This window comes from Bauldia sp. (assembly GCF_965232525.1).
In the GTDB taxonomy this organism is placed as follows: Bacteria; Pseudomonadota; Alphaproteobacteria; order Rhizobiales; family Kaistiaceae; genus Bauldia.
The window spans coordinates 3,460,277-3,479,679 of record NZ_OZ246980.1; the positions used below are offsets into that span (position 1 = coordinate 3,460,277).

Here is a 19,403-nt window from a genome sequence, read left to right on the forward strand (position 1 = left end):
CCGCGTGCATCGCGTCCGCAATGCCCTGTGACCGCGTTCACAGCCCGTCGGATCCTCGTCGGATAGAGGCGAAAGTCGTTTTGGCCATGCCCTGCTCTGCGCGGTGGTTGGCTGACCGGATCTTTCTATCCCTTATCGCCGCGGCCATTTCGGTCCGTCGCGAGACGCGAGACACACATTTTCGATTTTGACGCGCCGCCGCAGCATCAGCGGCGCGGCGCTGATTTCCATGGCCATCGCTGTCGGCCACATGATTCCAACGGGGAGACAAGACATTATGGAAAAGCTCATCTTGGGGACGAGCGCTGCTGAGATCATCACCCCCGGCTTCACGTCAGGCACCGTATCGGGCTGGCCAACACCCTTTGCCGACCGCATCCTGGCTCGCGGCGGCGATGATAAGGTCCGCGCCGGCGGCGGCCCGGACACCGTCAAACTTGGCAAAGGCGACGATATCTTCATTTGGCACGACGGCGACGGAGGCGACTTTGTCGATGGCGGCCGCGGCGACGACATCTACCGGCTGAAGGGAACCCAGGAGAACGAGCACTACGTCGTCACCGCGCAGGATGGACTGGCGTTCGCAGTCCTCGGCATCGGACACGAACCGCGTGGCATCGACAATGTCGAAACCATTCAGATCAAGACACGCGGCGGCGAAGACCAAGTCTGGATCGACGATATGGACGGCACCGACGTCAAGGTCGTCGAGGTTGATCTCTCCAAGAACGGCAAGAAGGCCGACAAAGCTGTTGATGTCGTGATCATCGATGGCGCTGACGAGAAAGACGACATTGTCGTCAAGGCCACCGAAGACGGCGTCAAGGTCAAAGGCCTCAGTGCGAAAGTTATCGTCGATCACGTCGGCGACAATGGTGACCACGTTCAGGTCAAGGGCTTCGGCGGCGCCGATCGGATCGATGCGGCGAAACTGCCCAAAGGCGCCGTCAAGCTCCACCTCGACGGGGGTGACGGCAACGACGTCCTCCTCGGCAGCAAAGCCGGCGACGTGTTGGTCGGCGGTGACGGCGACGACAGAGTGGTTGGCAAGGATGGGCGCGACGTTCTCGCCGGCGGCCTCGGCAAGGACAAGCTGATCGGTGGCAATGGCAAGGATAGGTTCGCTTTCACCGAGAACTACGACGAAGACCAGGTCGATCGGATCAAGGATTTCGATGTCGACAAAGACAAGGTCGTCCTCCGCGACATCTATTTCAGCGAGCTTGGCGAGACGGTGGAGGCGAGCGAGTTCACCATCGGTTCGGCCGCGACCGAGTCAGACCACCACCTGATCTACAATGCCGCAAACGGCCGCTTGCTCTATGACTGGGACGGCTTCGGCGGCGACCCCGCGGTCGAATTCGCGAGCCTGGCGAAGAATCTCGCCCTGACCCATCAGCACTTCGGTGTTTTCGACATCGCCCTATGACAGGGTGTGAAGCAGGGCACTCCTGAGCCGCTGAGGGCTGGGATTCGGCGCCCGGCCTGCGCTATAGGAGACTATGCCGATTATCACCAAGACCGCGGACCTCGCGGCAGCCTGCAAACGTCTCTCCCGTTTCGAGTTCGTCACCGTCGACACCGAATTCATGCGGGAGACCACCTATTGGCCGAAGCTCTGCGTTATCCAGATGGCGAGCCCGGACGAGGCGGTCATCGTCGACGCCCTGGCGCCGGACCTCGATCTCGCGCCGTTTTTTCGGCTGATGGGCAACGAGAAGGTGGTCAAGGTCTTTCATGCCGCCAGGCAGGACATCGAGATCGTCCATCACCTGGGCGATCTCATTCCCCACCCGGTTTTCGACACCCAGGTCGCCGCCATGGTCTGCGGTTTCGGTGACTCGGTCAGCTACGATCAGCTCGTTCAGAAGCTGACCGGCGCGCGCATCGACAAATCGTCCCGCTTCACCGACTGGGCGCGCCGCCCGTTGACCGAACGCCAGCAGGATTATGCACTCGCCGACGTCACGCATCTCCGCGATGTCTACCACGCCCTCGCCGACCGGCTGGCGGCCAAGGGCCGGACCGAATGGGTGCGCGAGGAAATGGAGGTGCTGACTTCGCCCGACACCTACCGCATGGAGCCTGAAGCGGCCTGGAAGCGCCTCAAGATGCGGGTCCGCAAACCGATCGAGCTCGCCGCGCTCAAGGAGCTCGCCGCCTGGCGCGAGCAGGAGGCTCAGGCTCGTGACGTGCCGCGCAACCGGGTGATCAAGGACGATGCGATCTACGAAATCGCCCAGCAGCAGCCCACCACCCCGGCCGCCCTTGGCCAGTTGCGCACCATCCCCAAGGGCTTCGAACGGTCCCGTGCGGCGGAGGCCATTCTCGCCGCCGTCGATCAGGCTCTCGCCGTGCCCAAGGAGGACCTGCCGCGCTTGCCGAGAACGCGATCATCGACCAACGGCAGCGGCGCGGCCGTCGATCTCCTCAAGGTCCTCTTGAAGATGACCAGTGAGAACCACGGCGTCGCGGCCAAGGTCATCGCGACGGTCGACGATCTGGAAGCGATCGCCGCTGACGATGAAGCCGAGGTCGCTGCGATGCATGGCTGGCGTCGCGAATTGTTCGGCGACGCGGCGCTTAAGCTCAAGCACGGCGACATGGCGCTGGCGGTGCGTCAGAACCAGGTGATCACCGTCAAGAACGCCCGGCGCAAAGCTCAGGGACAGACCTGAACGCAGCCGCTTTCGCCGGCATTGGGTCCGAGCGGTCGCCTATTCCACCGCGATCACCGGGCTGAGCCCCGCAGTCTTGGCGATCTGCCCGAGCCGCCGCGCCACACGCGATCCGCCAAGCGGCGCCAGGTCCGACGGCAGCACCAGCGCCAGCGTGTCGTCGCGGCGCTCCAACCGTGTGCGACCGACGACGCCGGGCATTGCCCCGGAGATCAGGTATGCGGTCCGCAATACAGCCCCGAGCGCCCGGGCGCGTTCCATGTAGCGGGTCGAGGCCAGTTCGCGAATCCGCGGACTCAGCGCCTCGTCGATCAGCCCCTCGTGGCGATAGAAGTTGGCGAGCGCCAGGTAAGCGCGGCCTGGATGATCGATGCCGATGAAAGCGGCGTAGGCGATCAGGTTGAGGCTCTGCTCGCCGCGATATTCCGGATGAACCCGCCAGCCGACGTCACCGAGCAGGCACGCGGCATGACGCAAGCGTGCCTCTTCCTCGGTCTCCTCGAGGCCGATCGCCGCAAACGCTTGCTCGGTCCACGGCACCAGTTCGCCGGCGTGACGCGGCGACCGCGAGCGCAGCCACGCCAGTTCCTCGCACGCGACGATCAGTGGATCGCGCTTCTTCTCCGCCTGCGACAGCAGATCGAACAGGTGCCCCTCCCGCACTCCAAGCGCCGACATCACGATGTGCTCGGGCCTCATGACGTCGATGACCTGAGCGAGCACGGCCGCCCCATAGGCCAGCAGCGGACGCCGGTTCCGCGACACGACCTCAATCGAATCGAGGGATTCGACGTCCCGCCGCGTGACCATCTGGCAAAAGTCGAGCGCTTCTCCAGCGTCCATCGTGTACTGATGGGTCACGTTGAGCGGATAGCCGGTCTGACGCATATGAAGCCGCGCCAGCGAACGCCACGTCCCGCCGATAGCGTAAAACGAACGATCTGCGCCGCCGGCGAGAACCTCAGATTTCTTAAGGGCTTCGGCGACGATCTTCTCCGCCTTCTTCATCGACCCCTGCGACGCTTCCTGAAGGCGCAGGCCGCCGAGCCCGAACGATTCGCCGGCGCCGATCGCCCCGCCGGCCACGTCGACCACTTCGAGGCTCCCGCCGCCGAGATCACCCGCCACGCCATCCGCCGCCGGGATACCAGAGATCACGCCGAGCGCCGTCAGCCGCGCTTCCTCCCCGCCGGAGAGCATCTGGATCGGCGAGTCGATAATCGCTTCGACGGCCGAGACGAATTCGGCGCCGTTGGACGCCTCGCGCGGCGCAGCCGTCGCCAGCACATGGATGCGGGCGACACCGATCTGGTCGCATAACGCCCGATAGCGCCGCATGGTCGCAAGCGCAGCGGCGACGGCGGCAGGATCGAGCCTCTTGTTCGCTTCCAGCCCACGAGCCAGCCCGCAGAGATCTTTTTCGTTGAACAGCGGCGTGGCGATGCGAGAAAGCCGCTCGTACACCACCAGACGCACGGAGTTGGACCCGATGTCGATGACCCCGACCGGACCGCCCCCGTTCAGTCGGCCGGGCGCGTCCTCGACGTCCGATTCAACGCCTTTTCGTTCTTTTGCGGAGCGGTTTGGGCGGGTCAGTTTTGATAGATTTGCCACGACCGGACAGGCTCGGATTGGTCATGAAGTACTTGTGGGCGTTGAACGGCGACTCACCGCTCTTCCTCATGATGCGTTCCGACGACCCGTCGGGCAAGACGGCCCAGCTCTGTTCGTTGTCGGCGAGGTTGGCGACCATGATCTGGTCGAGGATCTGCTGGTGCACGGTCGGGTTGAGAATCGGCGCAACGGTTTCAACCCTACGGTCAAGATTGCGGGGCATAAGGTCGGCCGAACCGATCATCACCGTCGCTTCCGGCGACGGTAGCCCGTGGCCGTTACCGAAGCAGAAGATGCGGGCGTGCTCAAGAAAGCGCCCGACGATCGACTTGACCTTGATGTTGTCGGACAGGCCGGCGATGCCTGGGCGCAGGCAGCAGATGCCGCGCACCACGAGGTCGATTTTGACACCGGCATCGCTTGCCGCGTAGAGCGCATCGATGATGGTGCGGTCGACCAGCGAGTTCATTTTCATCCAGATCGCCGCCGGCTTTCCCGCCCTGGCGTACGCGATTTCGCCCTGGATGAGTTCGAGAATGCGCGGCCGGAGCATCGTCGGCGAGATGACCATCCGCTCCAGCTCCGCCGGCTCGGCATAGCCGGTGATGAAATTGAAGATCCGCGCCACGTCGCGGGCGATCGCCGGGTCTGCGGTGAAATACGACAGGTCGGTATAGATGCGGGCCGTCACCGGGTGATAATTGCCCGTCCCGATATGGACGTAGCTGGCCAGCGCACCCGCCTCGCGACGCACCACCAGCGAGAGCTTGGCGTGGGTCTTCAGATCGATGAAGCCATAAACCACCTGCACGCCGGCGCGTTCGAGATCCCGTGCCCAACGAATGTTGGCTTCCTCGTCGAAGCGCGCCTTGAGTTCGACCAGCGCCGTTACCGATTTCCCGGCTTCGGCCGCTTCGGTCAGCGCCTCGACGATCGGCGAGTCGTTAGAAGTCCGGTAGAGAGTCTGCTTGATCGCGACGACATCCGGGTCCTCGGCAGCCTGTCCGAGGAACTGGAGCACGACGTCGAACGATTCATAGGGATGGTGGACCACTAGGTCCTTCTGGCGGATAGCGGCGAAGCAATCGCCGCCTTTATCGCGAATCCGCTCCGGGAAGCGCGGCGTATAGGGTCGGAACTTCAGGTCCGGCCGATCGACCCCGATCAGCTGTGACAGGTCGTTGAGCGCCAGGATGCCGTCGACCACCGAAATCTCGCCGCCCGACACGTCGAGCGCCTTGGCGACGAGGTCGCGGAGATCTTCCGGCATCGCCGAGTCGATTTCGAGGCGAATGACCGATCCGCGCCGCCGCCGTTTGAGAGCGCTCTCGAAGAACCGGACCAGATCCTCGGCTTCTTCCTCGACCTCAATGTCGGAGTCACGAATGACACGGAAAGCGCCCTGCCCCTCGACGTTGTAGCCGGGGAAGAGCCTCGACACGAACAGCGAGGCCGCCTGTTCCATCGAGATGAAACGGTCCCGCCCCGCTTCCGATGGCGGCAGACGCAGAAAGCGGCCCAGTGTCGCCGGCACGCGCATCAGCGCGGTCATCGGTCGGCCACTCGCTCGGCTGAGCTGAAGCGCTAGCGTCAATCCGAGATTGGGGATGAACGGGAACGGATGGGCGGGGTCGATGGCCAGCGGTGTCAGCGCCGGAAACACCGATTCGAGGAACTTGGCCTCCAGCCATTGCCGTTCCTCGGGCGTGATCTCGCTCGCCTCGACGAGGATGATACCCTTGGCGACCAGCATGCCCCGCAGGCTCGCCCAAACCGACTGCTGATCCGCCGACAGCTCGGTCACGGCTTCGCCGATGCGTTCCAGTTGCTCGGTCGGGGTCAGCCCGTCATCACTGACCAGATCGATGCCCTGCCGCTGTTGTGCCCGCAGGCCCGCGACCCGGACCATGAAGAATTCGTCCAGATTGTTGGCGGAGATCGACAGGAACCTCAGCCGTTCCAGCAGCGGGTGCTGTTCGTTGCTGGCTTCTTCGAGGACCCGTCGGTTGAACTCCAGCCATGAGAGTTCGCGGTTGATGAACCGCTCCGGCAGGGCCCGCAACCGCTCGCCATCGGTCAGGTCGATAACCTCGGCGCCGGCCTGTGTCGCAATGTCTGGGTTTTTCTGATCCATCAATACTCGCCCTGAGGAATAATCACATAATCCTCGATTGTGACGATTTCGCCAACATTCCGCGGGCGGAAGCGATCAATCACGGCCCACTAGCCGCGAGATCGTCAAGAACCTCGCTCGCCAGCCGGCGGGTGATGGCCCGATTTGAGGCCAGCGCCCGGCTGTCGAGCGCGGCGGCGAGACGATTGGCGGCATCGAACGACCGCTCCATGCGGAGCACGATGAAGTCGATCACTGACCGGTCGACAACCAGTTGCCGGTCGGCCAGCAGCTTGGTCAGCAGCTGGCGAAGCAACGTCTCATCGGGCGGCGCCAAACTTACGGCCTGGGTCGCGCGCAGCCGCGAGACCAGGTCGGGCAAGGCGTAGCCAAGGCTCGACAACGGCTTCCGGCTGGTGAACAGCAACGCCCTTCGGCGCTCGATCGCCCGGTTAACAAGATGAAACAGCGCTGCCTCGTCGACCGGTATCCGATCGAGGTTCTCGACCGCGAGGGCCGTTGTTTCGTCGTCGAAGGCGGCGTCTTCCCGATCCAGCGCCGCGGCCTCGACGTGGCGACCGCCACACATCGCGCACCAGATTGCAGCCAGATGCGACTTCCCAGATCCTTCGGGACCAACCAGCAGGACGCCGCGTTCTGGCCATGTTGGCCAGCAGTCGATGAGAGCGATGGCGTTCCGGTTGCTTTCGCCGACGATGAAGTCTGCTCGCCCGAGCGCGGTTTCGTGTGGCAGTTCGAGGGGAAGCTGGCCGGGCGGCGCCGACCGGTCACGGCTCATGAGTCGTCGGATTTCGCCGATTGGCCCTTGTAGATCGGGCTCGCCAGATATTGCGCCAGCGCATAGCGCACCAGCACGCCAACCGCCGCCGCCGCCGGGATCGCGACCAGCAGGCCCACGAAACCGAACAGCAGGCCAAACGCGAACAGCGCGAACATCAGCCACACCGGGTGCAGGCCGACATTGGTCCCGATGAAGAAGGGCTGCAGGACGTAGCCTTCAAGGAGCTGCCCGACGATGAAGATGCCGGCCGCGGCGACGGGGAAGATCCAGTCCGGCCAGAACTGAAGCAGCGCGATGCCAACCGAGACAATGAAGCCAAGGACCGAACCCAGATATGGAATGAAGCTGACCAGCCCGGCGACCAGACCGATCAGGAAGCCGAAATTGACACCGAGAATCACCAGGCTAGTGGCGTAGAAGATGCCGAGCGTCAGGCTGACCAGCGCCTGGCCGCGCACGAAACCGGAGATCACCCGGTCGATCTCGCCGGCGAGCTTGCGGATGGTAGGAGCGTGATCGCGCGGTAGCCAACTGTCGATCAGGCCGATCATCCGGTCCCAATCGTAGAGGAGATAAAAGGCCACGACTGGGGCCACCACCAGCAACGCGATCACGTTGACGAAGGCAAGCCCACCGCTCCAGACCGACCCGACAAAGGTGCTGATCCAGGTCGTTCCCTGCGTCAGAAACGTCCCGACCGAGTTGCGAACCTCTTCCGGGTTGACGCCCAGCCGCTCCGCCCAGCCGCTCTGCAAGAGCGACTGGATAAGCACTTCGAGCTGATCGATGTAGGCTGGCATGTTAGCGATCAGCAGCACGAACTGATTGACTAGCACTGGCACGATAAGCACCAGCACGGCGACGAACACGATCACCGACATCACCAGGATGATCAGCGTTGCTGCGAGTCGGTTGAGGCCCCGCCGCTGAAACCAGTCGGCGACCGGGTCGAGGAGATAGGCGAGTGCCATGCCGCCGACGAAGGGAAGCAGGATCGCGCGAAAGACCAGGAGGAAGATCACCAGCACTGCCAGCGTGGCGACCCAGAAGATGATCTGGCGGTTGAGGCTCACTCCGGGAGTCTCTCGTCGAACATCGATTCCGAACGCGGCTCCGGCTGAGGCTCGGACTTGTCGGTGCCCATGTGCCGGACCCAGTCGAACGCATAGACGAACGCCGAAGCGACAGTGAGTACGCCCACCGCGATGACCATCACTTGCCGAAGCATCGACAGGTCGATGGGAAAGGCCAGGTCGCCCAAAACTACAGCAGCTAGAATGATTTGTGCCACAGTGTTCAACTTCGAAAGGAAGTTGGGCCGCATCTCCACCGGGTGGCCCAGCAGACCCGCCAGCAGCACTGCACCGATGATCAGTACGTCGCGGCTGACCACAAGGATCGTCACCCAGACCGGAATCTCGGCGAGCACCGCGAAGGTGACGTAGATAGACACCAGCAGCGCCTTGTCGGCCAGCGGATCGAGGTAGGTGCCGAGCATCGAGTGCATGTTCAGGTGGCGGGCCAGGAACCCGTCCACCGCATCGCTGACCCCGGCCAGCACGAAGATCCAGAAGGCCGTCACGTGCTCGCCTGACACGATCAGCCAGATCGCGAGCGGCACCAGGAATAGCCGGCCGATACTGATGAGATTGGGTAGCGTCACCTGACAATCGTCCCGAACTGCCGATAGATCACCACTATGGCTTGGGCGCGGTAGTCTGCAATAACGGGTTAGGAACGCCGTTGACGCCCGTCAAGTGCGCGAACTGCGGATCATTGACACGGACCACCGGGAAAGGTCGTTCCAAGGCGCGCCTTCGCTTACATCCGATATAAGCTTGAAATAGCCGACATTAACTGCCGGACCTAACTTAATGAGCTGGCCACTTCGATGGGGCAGGTCATCGACAGACTTCTTGAAGGAAAGATTGCTGAGCTTGGTGCTTAAAACATCGAGTTCATGAAGTGTGTGAACGTCAAACGGCCAAACGAACAGAAGATTTTTCCTAAGCCGCCTAGTCTACGCCTTGACTATCTTGCATACCGACGTTTACCGCAATCAACTCTCTCCCCCTACTTTACCTAGTAGAGCAGTAAATACCCATTGACACTTGCTGATGCTCGCTCGGATCAGTTTTCTTTCCCGCGAAATGGCAATAACATACCCCGTACACACCGCTATTACTTTGTGCCTTGCAAGTAACCCTCGTGTCGTTTCCTGATGCGCATCTCACATTCACGGGCGCAATTTGCTGGCCTCCTCCGGTCACGCAAGCCCACTGCAAAAGCCACTCTGTGGGATCCTTGTCGATGGTGTGTTTGACACTGCACCAATTACCAGTGTCCGCTTCGCATGTCTGGTTGATTGTGTATGGTTCTGCCGAAAGTGCGACACTCACAGGTGTCAGAGCGATCGCTACAACGCATAGCAAACCCAAAACTACTTCTCTCATATCTTCGATCACTCCGTTCCAAACTCGAACTGCCTGAGCCGACGTCGCCCAGATGGGGTTTTCTGATGTGGTGATGTTGCCAAGTTCGGCTCCTTTTTTCAATGCGACGGTGCTTCTCAGCCAGGTTCGCCGTGCGGTCTGCTATGAACAAGGTCAAGTGCCGCCACCGAGATCATCCAACCCGACAGAAATGACCTTGACCAACCGCCCCCAGCCCGCGACCTACGCCGAGTCCGGCGTCGATGTGGACGCCGGCAACCAGCTCGTCGAATCCATCAAGCCGATTGTGCGCACCACCCGGCGCCCCGGCGCCGACGGGGAGATCGGCGGATTCGGCGGCCTGTTCGATCTCGCCGCGGCCGGCTACCGCGACCCGGTTCTGGTCGCCGCCACCGACGGGGTCGGGACCAAGCTGCGGATTGCCATCGACACCGGTATCCTCGACGGCGTCGGGGTCGACCTGGTCGCCATGTGCGTCAACGATCTCGTCGTCCAGGGCGCCGAACCCCTGTTCTTTCTCGACTACTTCGCCACCGGCAAGATCGATGCGGGCGTCGCCATGGACGTGGTGGCCGGCGCGGCACGTGGTTGCCGACTCGCCGGCGCCGCGCTGATCGGCGGCGAGACCGCGGAGATGCCGGGCATGTATGCATCGGCGGACTTCGACGTGGCCGGCTTCGCGGTCGGCGCCGTCGAGCGCGACAAGCTTCTGCCGCGCCGCGACGTCGTCGTCGGCGATGTCGTTCTCGGCTTGGCCTCCGCCGGCCTCCATTCCAACGGCTTCTCGCTGATCCGCCATATCGTCGAACGCAACGACACCGGCTTCGACGCCCCCTCGCCTTTCGCCAGCACGAACCTCGGGCGATCCCTGCTGACCCCGACGCGGATTTACGTCCGCTCGCTACTCACCGCACTCCGCAATCCCGGCGGCATCAAGGCGCTGGCCCACATCACCGGCGGCGGCCTAGTGGAGAACATACCCCGTGCCCTGCCGCCCCACCTCGCTGCCCGGATCGACCTCGCAGCTATTCCCGTGCCTCCTGTCTTCCGCTGGATCGCGGAGGCCGGGCCAGTGGACGAGGCGGAGATGCTGAAGACCTTCAACTGCGGGGTCGGCATGGCGATCGTCGCGGCACGGGACGACGTCGACGCTCTCCGCCACGCACTGACCGACGCCGGCGAGACCGTGTTTGCCGTCGGCGAGATCGTCGCCCGTGACGACAAGGCGATCGTCTTCGACAACCATCTCAACCTCGGCGGCGTCTGATGAAACGGCGCGTCGGCATCCTCATCTCCGGCCGCGGGACCAACATGGCGGCGCTGATCGCCGCGGCAGCCAGTCGCCGCTACCCGGCTGCGATCGGCCTGGTTGTCTCCAACCGCCCCGACGCTCCCGGCCTCGCCATCGCCGCCGATGCCGGCATCGAAACCGCTGTCGTCGACCACACCGCGTACCCGACCAAGCCCGCTTTCGAGGGCGCGGTTTCCCTGGCGCTGGAGGCCGCCGACATCGAGATCGTCTGCCTCGGCGGCTTCATGCGGCTGTTGAGCCCTGACTTTGTCGACAAGTGGCTGGACCGCCTGATCAACATCCACCCGTCGCTGCTTCCCGCCTTCACCGGGCTCAATACCCACGCCCGAGCGCTGGACGCGGGCGTCAAGCTGCATGGCTGTACCGTCCATTTCGTCCGCGCGGCGATGGACGACGGCCCGATCATCGCCCAGGCCGCAGTGCGGGTTCTACCCGGCGACACGGCCGAAACGCTGGCCCGGCGCGTCCTTGCCGTCGAGCACCGGCTCTATCCGCTGGCGCTCGGCTGGGTCGCCCGCGACGCGGTCCGCGTTGTCGACGAACGGGTTGTGTTCGATACTAGCGTCGAGGACGCCCCGCCGCTCCTGTCGATCGACGATTGAGCTATGGCGGATCGGCCGGCTAGTGGAGCGAATTTGGCATTTGAGTCCCGTTTGCGGCCAGGCTCTTGCTCAAATGTCAAATTCAAAAGCTCCACTAAAATCAAATATTTGCTAGTGGTTCTATGACTCCGACATTTGCTCGAGCGTGTGCCGCAGGAGGTTAGCAAAATGTTGGAGTCGAACCACTAGTCGTCAGTGCGCGTCTCGATCGCCCGGCCGATGCAGGCCAGCGTGTGGGGGATCGCGGCGCGGAGCGTCTCGGCGGGGAAATCGAGCGTCTGCATCGCCGGTGCGTTCAGCATGCTGATCAGGCCGTGGATCGCCGACCAGACGAACAGGGCGTCGAGGTCGATCGGCGCGTCTCGGCGCGCCCGCGGCCCTTGCAGCGGTAGCCGCTCGATCGCCGCGACCAGCAGCCCGAACGCCCGCTGCGCCGCCGCCTTCATCGCCGGGTGTTCGGCCGGGTCCGGCAGTGGCGTCTCGAACATCAGCCGGTATTGGAGCGGGTTCGCTTCCGCATAGGTGAAGCAAGCGATCCCCATGGTCTCCATGTCGTCGAACGGATCGGTGTGGCGCGGCCGCGCTTCCAGGTGGGCGGAGAACGCATCGAACGTCCTTGCCACGATCTCGGCGAGCAGGTGATCGCGGCTGGCGAAGTGCTTGTACGGGGCCTGGTGCGAGATGCCGAGGCGCCGGGACACCTCCCGCAGGCTGAGCCCCTCAACCCCCGACGTCTCGACAATCGCGATCGCTTCACGAAGACAGGCTTCGCGCCGGTCGCTCGGCCTCGCTGCTTTGTCCGTCATGCTGATGCTGCGTCATGCCCCCCATTACTTTGCCTAGCATCCGCACCCGGCCGCGACGAGGCAAAAGCGCCAGCGAGGCCTCCAGTGCCTTGGACAGGAACCCCGGACGCACCACGGTGCGCCGCCCGAGTCCTTCGAGCGCGCCGAGCGCCACCGCCTTTGCGGTGACCGTCGCCCCCATCCGCATGTCGGCGCGTTCGGCGAACCCGCTGGCGGTCGGCCCTGGAGCGACGGCGAGTACGTCGACGTTGGCCCCACTGAGTTCGACTGCCAGCCCTTCGGCAAGCGACTGCACATAGGCCTTGGTCGCGGCGTAGTGGGCGGCGTTCGGCACCCCCTGAAACGCCACCAACGAGCTCATCAGGATCAGTCCGCCTCGCCCCCGCTCGGCCAGTCGGCGGCCGAAGTGATGGGTGAGTTCCATCACCGCCAGGCAGTTGACCGCCACCATCTGCCGCTCGGCGGCGAGGTTGGCGTCGACGAAAGCACCGGACGTGCCGAAGCCGGCGCTGGCTGCCAGGAGCCCGACATCGAGCCCGTCCGCCGCCGTGATCGTCGCCTGGATTCCGGCCGGCGTCGCGAGATCGGCCACGACCGGTGTCACCGTGACACGGTACTGCTGCTCGAGTTCCGCAGCCAGCGCTTCCAGCCGGTCGGCCCGCCGGGCCACGACGACGAGATCGAGCCCCCGCCCGGCGAGGGCAATGGCCATTTCCCGGCCGATCCCGTCGGATGCGCCGGTGACCACGGCCACCGGGCCATAGCGTGTCCGCCAAATGGTGTCGATGTCGGTATCGGGGGTCTCAGCCATAGGCAGGTTCCTTGGTTGACAGTGTCTACTGACGTGCAAATAACGCTCAAGGTGACAGTGTCAACCACCGAAGGCAGAGATAGGCCCACCCGCGACCGCAAGCCATGCGTAAGCGCGTCTGAACGGCGCCATCCGCAGGCGGAATGGCGCACCTTGCTAGTGGAAAGGCGGGATCAGGCACCCAAATAGGGCCGGTCACCGGCGCTGCCTCGCCACGATGCTGCCGCGTCGGCCCACCACACACCGTCCCAGGGAGTCCCCACCATGGCGAAAACCATCCTCATCACCGGCGCCTCGAGCGGCATCGGCAAGGCCACCGCCAAGCTGTTCCAGGAGAACGGCTGGAACGTCGTCGCGACCATGCGCACGCCCGACAAGGAGACCGAACTCACGGGCCTCGACAATGTCCTCGTCATCCGCCTCGACGTCACCGACCCGGCCTCGATCGCCACCGCCGTCGGCGCCGGCATCGAGGCCTTCGGCAGGATCGACGCGCTGGTCAACAACGCCGGCTATGGCGCCTTCGGGCCGCTGGAGGTCGCCACCATGGAGAAGATCCGGCGCCAGTTCGACACCAACGTCATCGGCCTGCTCGAGGTCACCAAGGCGCTGCTGCCCCACTTCCGCGCCAACCGCGACGGGGTCATCGTCAACATCTCGTCGATAGGCGGCCGCATCGCCTTCCCGCTCGGCAGCCTCTATCACGGCACCAAATACGCGGTGGAAGGCATTTCCGAAGCGCTCAGCTACGAGATGGCGGCGACCGGCGTGAAGGTGAAGGTGGTCGAGCCCGGCGCCATCGCCACCGATTTCGCCGGCCGCTCGTTCGACTTCACCAATGACGAGTCGATGACCGAATACCAGCCGGTGGTCCAGGGGGTCTTTACGACCTTCGAGAACATTCTGGGGGAAGCGGCGCCCGCCTCGCTGGTCGCCGAAGTGATCCACACCGCGGTCACCGACGGCACCGACCAGTTGCGCTATGCCGCCGGCGCCGACGCCGAACAGATGCTCGCCGCCCGCGCCAGCCAGGACGACGCGGCGTTCATGGGCGGCATCCGCGCCCAGATGGGCCTCGACTGAGGCGGCGTGACGGCCGCGGCTCAGCGACAACAGAGAGCGGGCGGCCGGGAGGTCGTCCGCACTTGTCTGTAACCCTGTTGCCAGTATCGAGGCGGCGATCGCCCGCCCAACCAACTCCAGCCCCGGAAGCTGTTTACATTGCGGGATCCGCTTGCTTGATCGGCTTTGATACCATTGGCTTTGACTTAACCTCGCTTGTCAATACAGCCTAATCGTCAGAACCGCCATCACGTCGATTTCTACAATCAGGAGCTTCAAAGTCGGCGGCGTTTTCGCCTAGACTGACCTTTGGTCAGCCTCGGGAGAAGATGATGGCCTTCCGGTTCAGGCAGTCGGCAAAAATTATGCCGGGAGTACGCCTCAACCTTAGCAAGAGTGGTGTTTCGGTGTCGCTCGGCGGAAAGGGCGTCCGCCACAATATTGGGCCGAAAGGCAGCCGTACGACGGTCGGCATACCTGGCTCGGGCGTTTCCTGGTCACACCATACACCATATGCTGACCCACCCGTGGCCGAGCCTGGGGCGTTTGAATCTGAGGTGTCCTCACCCCACTGGCCGCGTGAACATGTAGTGCTCAATCCGATTGAGAGCGCGTCTGCAGAGGGGATCGCCGCGCTTTCGACGAGTGAACTTGCACCGATTCTCAATTCCGCCGGTCGGCGGGTACCAATCTCCCCATTCGTTATCGTTGCCTCATCGCTGGCGGTCTTAGGCTTGTGGGACCTCCAGGGTGATCCGTCCCCCGCGGTCTATCTTGCTTTCGTTGGGCTCGCCTGGGGCTTTGTTGGCTTTCCACTCGATCACTACCGAAGATCGGTCTCCGTTTCCTATGAACCTTCGGGTATGGCTGCGGAGGCGGAAGCGGCATTGAGAGAGTCCTTTGTTCATCTGCAAGAATCGGCTGCTGCATGGGCAGTGGATGCCGAGGGATACACTTCGGACTGGAAGCGCAACGCAGGCGCAACCGAACTCGCATCTCGTAGGCGAACCTACCCTAGCATGGACTGCCCGTCCCAGATCAGAAGTCGCGCTTCATTTCCGTGTCTTCGCTTCGGAAAGAAAGCTCTCTATTTTCTGCCGGATGCCGTTTTGTTTTCGGATCGATGGTCTATAGCTGCTGTCGACTATCGGGAGCTTTATTCGTCGTTGTATCCCGTTCAATTCATCCAGGACAGCCCTGTTCCAAAAGACGCAACAATCGTCGGCACAACCTGGCGGTTTGTGAACAAGGACGGCGGACCCGATCGTCGCTTCAATAACAACGTTCAGTTACCCGTTTGCCGGTACGACGAGCTCAGTCTCTGGGCAGATGCCGGTCTGCGGGTCCGAATTCAGCTTTCGAGGGCAAACGCCGGTGAAGCATTCAATAAAGTCATAAGGACAATTGCTATCCATGCGGGAGAGATTTCCTCCAGTAAATCAGTGACGGCATGCCGTCCGCCGAAGCGCTGGCCGACAATGATTTACATCACGGTAGCATTGGCACTGTTTGCCGGGATCGCCGCTGCTGTCCTCCCCGGTGCTACATCCATCCACACGGAGCCCACAGGCGAGATGCTTCTCAAAACCGATTTGGCCGAACCTATCGTCAACAACAGTTCTCAGCCTCCTGCCATGACGCCAGATAACCCCGTTAGGCTTCCCTCTCCACCAATTGATCAAGTTCCGCAGTCCACTGCCGGCAACACAGAAATCCCGCTACCACGGCTACGCCCAAGGGCCAGCGACATTTGGTAGTGCGACTTTGCGCTCGCCATCTCCTTTGGGCAACGATAAGACCAGCCATCTCGTGTCGGCTCGAGCCGGAAGACCTTCTTCTCACCCGGTTCGGCCTTCGGCCTCACCGCGCCCCGCCCGCCGAAGCAGGACATGAGCGAAGTTGGCGAGGGAGCCGCCCCCCGGATGGCTCCAGTCCGCGATTGCGTAGCGCAGCCATCCGAAGTCTCCACCACCGTCATTCCGGCGTCAGCCGGAATCCATCGCAGGTGGTGTCACACACTCGGCGCAATCACAGACGACACTGCTCTGCCTGGACCCCGACTTTCGTCGGGGTGACGGTGCGGAGGTTGGCCCTGAGGGCCCGCGCTCGCCTCCTCGGCTCACCGCGGGTATAACCATTTTCTTATCCCGCCTAGGAATATTGCCCTATGATGAGTCCCCCCTCTCCCGCCGGGGGACGTTGCCCGCTACCGGCATCGGACCGACGTGGAGGGGCCGGCGCCCGCGCCGGCCGTCGGTGGCCGTCCCGACGTGTTGTCCGGAGAGTCCGACCTCCACTACGAGGGGTCTGTGGGATATAGCCCACCTTAAGACGTGCCAGCATGGATGGACGCGGCCGGAGCATGGACCGGACGGCGACAAGCCGCCAGCATACAACACAAGATGAGAGGTGGCTCACGCCGCCCACCACCCTCGGCCTATTCCGAGGGCAGGACAAGGACGCACGACCCGGCCGCCAGACGCGGCGCGAGACCGATGGCGCGTGGCCGAAAACCGGAGGTTCTTCGCAGAACGGTTTCCACCGCCACCCCGTCGTGGCGGCAGTTTGACCGTTGGCGCGTTCGCGGCCCGAGGGGGAGGCCGTGTCGGTAGCGAACCCCTCGCACACGGCGCGGGACGATTGGCGCACGGGCGCCCGTCAGACAGCCTCGCTGCCTTCCGAGGGCTCGGGCATCGGCGTTCCGTCCCAGGCGATGTCTGCGTGGGATGCCGTGTCGACGGGGATGTGCTCCTTCTGCGCCACTGCTTTCCAATGTCGCCGCTGCGCATAGTAGAGGATGGACGGCAGGAAATCGGCCTGTTCGACAAGCGCATCGGGCGTGGTCAACAACTGCTTCAGCCTTTCGCCGACGCTGAGATCGATGCCACCGGTTCCGATCAGAAGCGCATCGTACTGCTTCTTCACCCCGGCCGGCGCGATCCGGAGGTCTTCGGGCTCGCCAAGGACCGCCTCGCCGATCCAGTGAAACGGCGTGACGAAGACGCCGGCATCGAGCCGGGGATTGCACTCGATCAAAACGAACCCGTCTTCCGTGCGACGGTAGTCGAAGCCAAGGAAGCCGGTATAGCCAAAATGCCCGGCGACCTTCTGTGCGACCCGCAGCGCGCCGAAATCGTCGATCGACCGGAATTGCACAGAGAAACCGCTGGCTGCTGCGATCACCGGCTCGTAGGCGCAGTGGACCACAACCCGGCCGTCGCGCACCACGCTGAACGAGCAGGCGTCTCGTCCGTCGACAAATTCCTGAACAAGCCAGGGATTGTCATCGGTCGGCCGGCAATCGTCGAGCCGCATTTCCCCGGCCCGTGGTCCATGATTGGTGAGACAGAAGGCGCCGGCGCGTGAAAAAGCCGGCCGGGCGAGATAGCGTTCGAAGCGACCGATCGCGTGCCGGAGGGCGTCCCCGGACGTCACGGCGACGGATGGCGGCGTCGGCAGATCCAGGGCGTGGCACACCGCCTGGAACCGTGCCTTGTCATGCAGCGGCAAAACCGTTTCAAACGCCGGCGCAAAGATCGGTACCGGCACCCGGTCGCGGTACCGCGACAAATAAAAGCCTTCCTCGAAGGTCGGGATCACCAGGCCGATGTCGCGGTCCGCGACAATGCGCGCGACGGCATCGGTGAAGGCCACCGGATGCTTCGCGGGCGCTGGAACGACGTGGGGCTGGGCAATTCCCCGGGCGTGCAGCGAAGGGGCGAGTTTATAGGAGTCGGCGACATCGACCCGTGTCCCGTAGTGGATAAGGGCGTGGGCCAGTCCCACCGAGCCGGGGAAGCGGCCCCCGGTGAGGAGAACCCGGTCTTGATCAGCCATGCGAGGCCCTCCTGACGGCGCGGCCCCTACGCCGCTACTGCTGGTATCCTAGGCTTTGTCGTGGTGTTACTGCCATGGGCCACCCCGGTCACTGCCCCGACGGTCCCCCGATGGCCACGGTTGCGATGATGGCGTTGCTCCGGTCATCGTGTGGCCTCGCGTCCTGTGGTCGTGTATCCGCTTCGTGGGGTGCGCCACGCTACCGTCAGCGCATCGGAAAGTCTGCGCTCATCGTCGCAGGGGCTGACGCTGGTCCGCGCGAGGTCCTGAACTCGACGGGGACGAGTCGACGAACATGCCTCGCAACACTTCGCGTTGACCGACCGGATCGACCGCCGGAAGCGCAAAGACGCGTCGGCCATCGGACGACGGGATGATACGCTCCTCGTGTCGACAATAGGAACCAGGACATGAGCGACGCCTTCCCGGCCGAGGGCATGGCCCTCACCCACATTCTCGTGGTCAGCGACCTCGCCAAATCTGTGGCCTTCTACCGCGACGTACTCGGCGCCGATCTCTATCGCGAATACGGTGGTACGTCCGCTGTGTTTACCTTCGCCGGCGCCTGGCTGCTGCTTGTCACCGGCGGCGGCCCGACTTCCGATAAACCCAATGTCACATTCGCATCGCCCGACACCCCCGACCGGGTGAGCCATGCGATGACCATTCGCGTGCCGGATTGCCATGCCGCCTATGCCGTGCTTCGCGATCGCGGTGCCGCGTTTCTTACGCCACCGGTAGACCATGGCGCCGAGATTCGCGCCTTCTTCCGCGATCCGGACGGCCACCTTTTCGAGGTCAGCGAGGCACGCCCGGCCTGACTTCGCGACAGTTTTCATCAAATACCAGCATTTGCGCCTTGCCGCAGGCTTGCGTATAGACGCAGATGTTCGAGATTGTGATCTGCCTTGGTGCGGCGGCCCGGCGATCGGGACTTCCTCAAGACATCGCGAACTTGGATATGGAGAAGGCCGTGCGATAATCGCCGGTCGATATGGCGACGCGCTTCGCGCTGTGACTAAAGGAACCGACTATGCCGATTGGCACTGTGAAATTCTTCAATACCCAGAAAGGCTATGGCTTCATCGAACCGACCGAGGGCGGTAAGGACGTTTTCGTCCATATCTCCGCGGTCGAGCGCTCGGGCATGCAGACCCTTCGGGAGGGCCAGAAGGTCAGCTTCGAGGTGGTCAGCGACCGCGGCAAGGACGCCGCGGCCAATCTGCAAGACGCCTGACACGCTTCGTATTGATGCTACCCGAGAGCCCGGCCCTGCGCCGGGCTCTCTTCGTTTCAGCCGGTGGTGTACTCGG

16 protein-coding genes are annotated in these 19,403 nt (G+C 63.4%); 8 read left to right on the forward strand and 8 right to left on the reverse strand.

Going from position 1 to position 19,403, the window contains the following annotated elements:
* Nucleotides 1–277: 277 nt before the first annotated feature.
* Both ACO076_RS16395 and rnd read left to right on the forward strand, forming a co-directional pair.
* On the forward strand, nucleotides 278–1,429 hold the full coding sequence (locus ACO076_RS16395; RefSeq protein ID WP_421723899.1) for a hypothetical protein: 1,152 nt from the start codon (nucleotides 278–280) through the stop codon (nucleotides 1,427–1,429).
* Nucleotides 1,430–1,508: 79 nt separating this feature from the next.
* The gene (gene rnd, locus ACO076_RS16400; protein ID WP_421726755.1) at nucleotides 1,509–2,678 is read left to right on the forward strand and encodes a ribonuclease D; all 1,170 of its coding nucleotides are present in this window, start codon (nucleotides 1,509–1,511) and stop codon (nucleotides 2,676–2,678) included.
* 39 nt (nucleotides 2,679–2,717) lie between these two features.
* Here the strand turns inward: rnd and ACO076_RS16405 are convergent, their stop codons facing one another.
* The 5 genes from ACO076_RS16405 to ACO076_RS16425 all read right to left on the reverse strand — a co-directional run bounded on the left by ACO076_RS16405 (nucleotide 2,718) and on the right by ACO076_RS16425 (nucleotide 8,870).
* Nucleotides 2,718–4,169, reverse strand: coding sequence for a Ppx/GppA family phosphatase (locus ACO076_RS16405; RefSeq protein ID WP_421726756.1), 1,452 nt, complete (start codon nucleotides 4,167–4,169; stop codon nucleotides 2,718–2,720).
* Between the two features lie 61 nt (nucleotides 4,170–4,230).
* Nucleotides 4,231–6,426 (reverse strand): RNA degradosome polyphosphate kinase, encoded by a 2,196-nt coding sequence (locus ACO076_RS16410; RefSeq protein WP_421723900.1) that lies wholly within the window; start codon nucleotides 6,424–6,426, stop codon nucleotides 4,231–4,233.
* Between the two features lie 79 nt (nucleotides 6,427–6,505).
* Nucleotides 6,506–7,204, reverse strand: a complete 699-nt coding sequence (locus ACO076_RS16415) for a chromosomal replication initiator DnaA (RefSeq protein ID WP_421723901.1) — start codon at nucleotides 7,202–7,204, stop codon at nucleotides 6,506–6,508.
* Nucleotides 7,201–8,280, reverse strand: a complete 1,080-nt coding sequence (locus ACO076_RS16420) for an AI-2E family transporter (RefSeq protein WP_421723902.1) — start codon at nucleotides 8,278–8,280, stop codon at nucleotides 7,201–7,203. Before ACO076_RS16420 ends, ACO076_RS16415 begins: the two co-directional genes overlap by 4 nt.
* Nucleotides 8,277–8,870: a CDP-alcohol phosphatidyltransferase family protein gene (locus ACO076_RS16425; RefSeq protein ID WP_421723903.1), complete on the reverse strand. Its 594-nt coding sequence runs from the start codon at nucleotides 8,868–8,870 to the stop codon at nucleotides 8,277–8,279. Before ACO076_RS16425 ends, ACO076_RS16420 begins: the two co-directional genes overlap by 4 nt.
* A gap of 980 nt (nucleotides 8,871–9,850) precedes the next feature.
* Between ACO076_RS16425 and purM the strand changes: the two genes are divergently transcribed.
* Together purM and purN are read left to right on the forward strand one after the other, a co-directional pair.
* Nucleotides 9,851–10,927, forward strand: coding sequence for a phosphoribosylformylglycinamidine cyclo-ligase (purM, locus tag ACO076_RS16430; protein ID WP_421723904.1), 1,077 nt, complete (start codon nucleotides 9,851–9,853; stop codon nucleotides 10,925–10,927).
* Nucleotides 10,927–11,574, forward strand: a complete 648-nt coding sequence (purN, locus tag ACO076_RS16435) for a phosphoribosylglycinamide formyltransferase (RefSeq protein WP_421723905.1) — start codon at nucleotides 10,927–10,929, stop codon at nucleotides 11,572–11,574. The genes purM and purN overlap by 1 nt, the downstream gene beginning before the upstream one ends.
* A gap of 185 nt (nucleotides 11,575–11,759) precedes the next feature.
* Here purN and ACO076_RS16440 read toward each other — a convergent pair whose 3' ends face one another.
* Both ACO076_RS16440 and ACO076_RS16445 read right to left on the reverse strand, forming a co-directional pair.
* Complete coding sequence (locus ACO076_RS16440; protein WP_421723906.1) at nucleotides 11,760–12,380, reverse strand: TetR/AcrR family transcriptional regulator; 621 nt, start codon at nucleotides 12,378–12,380, stop codon at nucleotides 11,760–11,762.
* Nucleotides 12,328–13,191 carry an SDR family NAD(P)-dependent oxidoreductase gene (locus ACO076_RS16445; RefSeq protein ID WP_421723907.1) on the reverse strand — a complete coding sequence of 288 codons (864 nt, stop codon included), beginning with the start codon at nucleotides 13,189–13,191 and terminating at the stop codon, nucleotides 12,328–12,330. The genes ACO076_RS16440 and ACO076_RS16445 overlap by 53 nt, the downstream gene beginning before the upstream one ends.
* A gap of 264 nt (nucleotides 13,192–13,455) precedes the next feature.
* On the opposite strand from ACO076_RS16445, the gene ACO076_RS16450 reads away from it, so the two are divergent.
* Both ACO076_RS16450 and ACO076_RS16455 read left to right on the forward strand, forming a co-directional pair.
* Nucleotides 13,456–14,274 (forward strand): SDR family oxidoreductase, encoded by an 819-nt coding sequence (locus ACO076_RS16450; RefSeq protein ID WP_421723908.1) that lies wholly within the window; start codon nucleotides 13,456–13,458, stop codon nucleotides 14,272–14,274.
* Between the two features lie 311 nt (nucleotides 14,275–14,585).
* Nucleotides 14,586–16,010: a DUF4236 domain-containing protein gene (locus ACO076_RS16455; RefSeq protein ID WP_421723909.1), complete on the forward strand. Its 1,425-nt coding sequence runs from the start codon at nucleotides 14,586–14,588 to the stop codon at nucleotides 16,008–16,010.
* A 901-nt stretch (nucleotides 16,011–16,911) separates the two neighbouring features.
* On the opposite strand, the gene ACO076_RS16460 is transcribed toward ACO076_RS16455, so the two are convergent.
* Nucleotides 16,912–18,090, reverse strand: coding sequence for an ATP-grasp domain-containing protein (locus ACO076_RS16460; RefSeq protein ID WP_421723910.1), 1,179 nt, complete (start codon nucleotides 18,088–18,090; stop codon nucleotides 16,912–16,914).
* A gap of 410 nt (nucleotides 18,091–18,500) precedes the next feature.
* On the opposite strand from ACO076_RS16460, the gene ACO076_RS16465 reads away from it, so the two are divergent.
* Together ACO076_RS16465 and ACO076_RS16470 are read left to right on the forward strand one after the other, a co-directional pair.
* Nucleotides 18,501–18,911 carry a VOC family protein gene (locus ACO076_RS16465; protein WP_421723911.1) on the forward strand — a complete coding sequence of 137 codons (411 nt, stop codon included), beginning with the start codon at nucleotides 18,501–18,503 and terminating at the stop codon, nucleotides 18,909–18,911.
* A gap of 212 nt (nucleotides 18,912–19,123) precedes the next feature.
* A complete protein-coding gene (locus ACO076_RS16470) occupies nucleotides 19,124–19,327 on the forward strand; it encodes a cold-shock protein (RefSeq protein WP_421723912.1) in 204 nt (67 codons plus the stop codon).
* The last annotated feature ends 76 nt before the right edge of the window (nucleotides 19,328–19,403 follow it).

What these genes read in the sequence shown, in the direction of transcription:
- ACO076_RS16410 (WP_421723900.1), bottom strand. Translation starts at nt 6,426, where the DNA reads ATGGATCAGAAAAACCCAGACATTGCGACACAGGCCGGCGCCGAGGTT.
- ACO076_RS16445 (WP_421723907.1), bottom strand. Translation starts at nt 13,191, where the DNA reads ATGGCTGAGACCCCCGATACCGACATCGACACCATTTGGCGGACACGC.
- purN (WP_421723905.1), top strand. Translation starts at nt 10,927, where the DNA reads ATGAAACGGCGCGTCGGCATCCTCATCTCCGGCCGCGGGACCAACATG.
- ACO076_RS16465 (WP_421723911.1), top strand. Translation starts at nt 18,501, where the DNA reads ATGAGCGACGCCTTCCCGGCCGAGGGCATGGCCCTCACCCACATTCTC.
- ACO076_RS16450 (WP_421723908.1), top strand. Translation starts at nt 13,456, where the DNA reads ATGGCGAAAACCATCCTCATCACCGGCGCCTCGAGCGGCATCGGCAAG.
- ACO076_RS16470 (WP_421723912.1), top strand. Translation starts at nt 19,124, where the DNA reads ATGCCGATTGGCACTGTGAAATTCTTCAATACCCAGAAAGGCTATGGC.
- ACO076_RS16395 (WP_421723899.1), top strand. Translation starts at nt 278, where the DNA reads ATGGAAAAGCTCATCTTGGGGACGAGCGCTGCTGAGATCATCACCCCC.
- purM (WP_421723904.1), top strand. Translation starts at nt 9,851, where the DNA reads ATGACCTTGACCAACCGCCCCCAGCCCGCGACCTACGCCGAGTCCGGC.
- ACO076_RS16440 (WP_421723906.1), bottom strand. Translation starts at nt 12,380, where the DNA reads ATGACGGACAAAGCAGCGAGGCCGAGCGACCGGCGCGAAGCCTGTCTT.
- ACO076_RS16455 (WP_421723909.1), top strand. Translation starts at nt 14,586, where the DNA reads ATGGCCTTCCGGTTCAGGCAGTCGGCAAAAATTATGCCGGGAGTACGC.
- ACO076_RS16415 (WP_421723901.1), bottom strand. Translation starts at nt 7,204, where the DNA reads ATGAGCCGTGACCGGTCGGCGCCGCCCGGCCAGCTTCCCCTCGAACTG.
- ACO076_RS16460 (WP_421723910.1), bottom strand. Translation starts at nt 18,090, where the DNA reads ATGGCTGATCAAGACCGGGTTCTCCTCACCGGGGGCCGCTTCCCCGGC.